The organism is Kistimonas scapharcae (genome assembly GCF_039540975.1).
In the GTDB taxonomy this organism is placed as follows: Bacteria; Pseudomonadota; Gammaproteobacteria; order Pseudomonadales; family Endozoicomonadaceae; genus Kistimonas; species Kistimonas scapharcae.
Window position 1 is genome coordinate 1 of sequence record NZ_BAABFL010000199.1, and the last position, 806, is coordinate 806.

General features: G+C 44.9%; 1 protein-coding gene. It reads right to left on the bottom strand.

All coding sequences use genetic code 11. The features are described 5' to 3' along the window. A partial coding sequence (locus ABD892_RS10410) for a hypothetical protein (RefSeq protein WP_345195556.1) occupies positions 1 to 747 on the bottom strand: 747 nt, incomplete at its 3' end. Between the last annotated feature and the right edge of the window lie 59 nt (positions 748 to 806).

The window sequence follows — 806 nt, forward strand, 5'->3', positions numbered from 1 at the left end:
AATTCCGAGACTGGCAAATATTATCGAATACGCCTCATGCTGGCTGCCATGTGGTCTGCACAGGAGTTTTTGAGTACTTACCATTTCTTCTTCTAGTTGTTTCTTTAACTCTATAAGTTTATCCCTCGTATTGGTTAACTGCTGTATATCACCATCATCTTCTGTAGCGATATCTTCAAAACCGGCTTCCGGAATGAGTGAGAGCTCGGTCATTGGCAAAAGAGGCTTCTGAATAATCGCAATCTGAGACTTCTCTACTGGTGCTGTTGCGGACGTGGTAGATTCAGAATCGGGCATTTGAGTAGAAATGTGTACGCTTGCCCAGACCTGCTCTGCAGATAGGCTGATTTCAGCCTCTTCTGAGACTGGCAGGCAGGAAGCCTCTGGAGATTTGTCAGCTGTACTTAAGTGTGGTGATGTAGCCTCAACTTGAGCCTGTAGCTTTACTAGTTCCTGCTCCATTTGAGTCAATTGTAGACTCTTTAGGGCTACCTCAACTTTGAGTTTTGCCATTTCTGTGGTTGTTGACTGTCGTTGCTCTTTTGCAGCATCCAGTAGGGCTTTTCTTTCAAGATCCCTTAGAGTTTCAAGAGCTAGTATTTGACTCTTCAGCCTTTCTTGATCTTCATGCAGGGCTTGCTCCGTTGTTGTGCTCTTTTCAGGCACCCATTCCTCTTTTGAAGTCAGTGTTTCCTGCATGTCCTGCACTTTTATTTGCTGTTCCTCTAGGGGCTGTTGACGTTTCATTGAAAGCCTTGAACCAAGCCTGAAAATCCGCAGTATGTTGCTACCGCTCATGCTTTCAT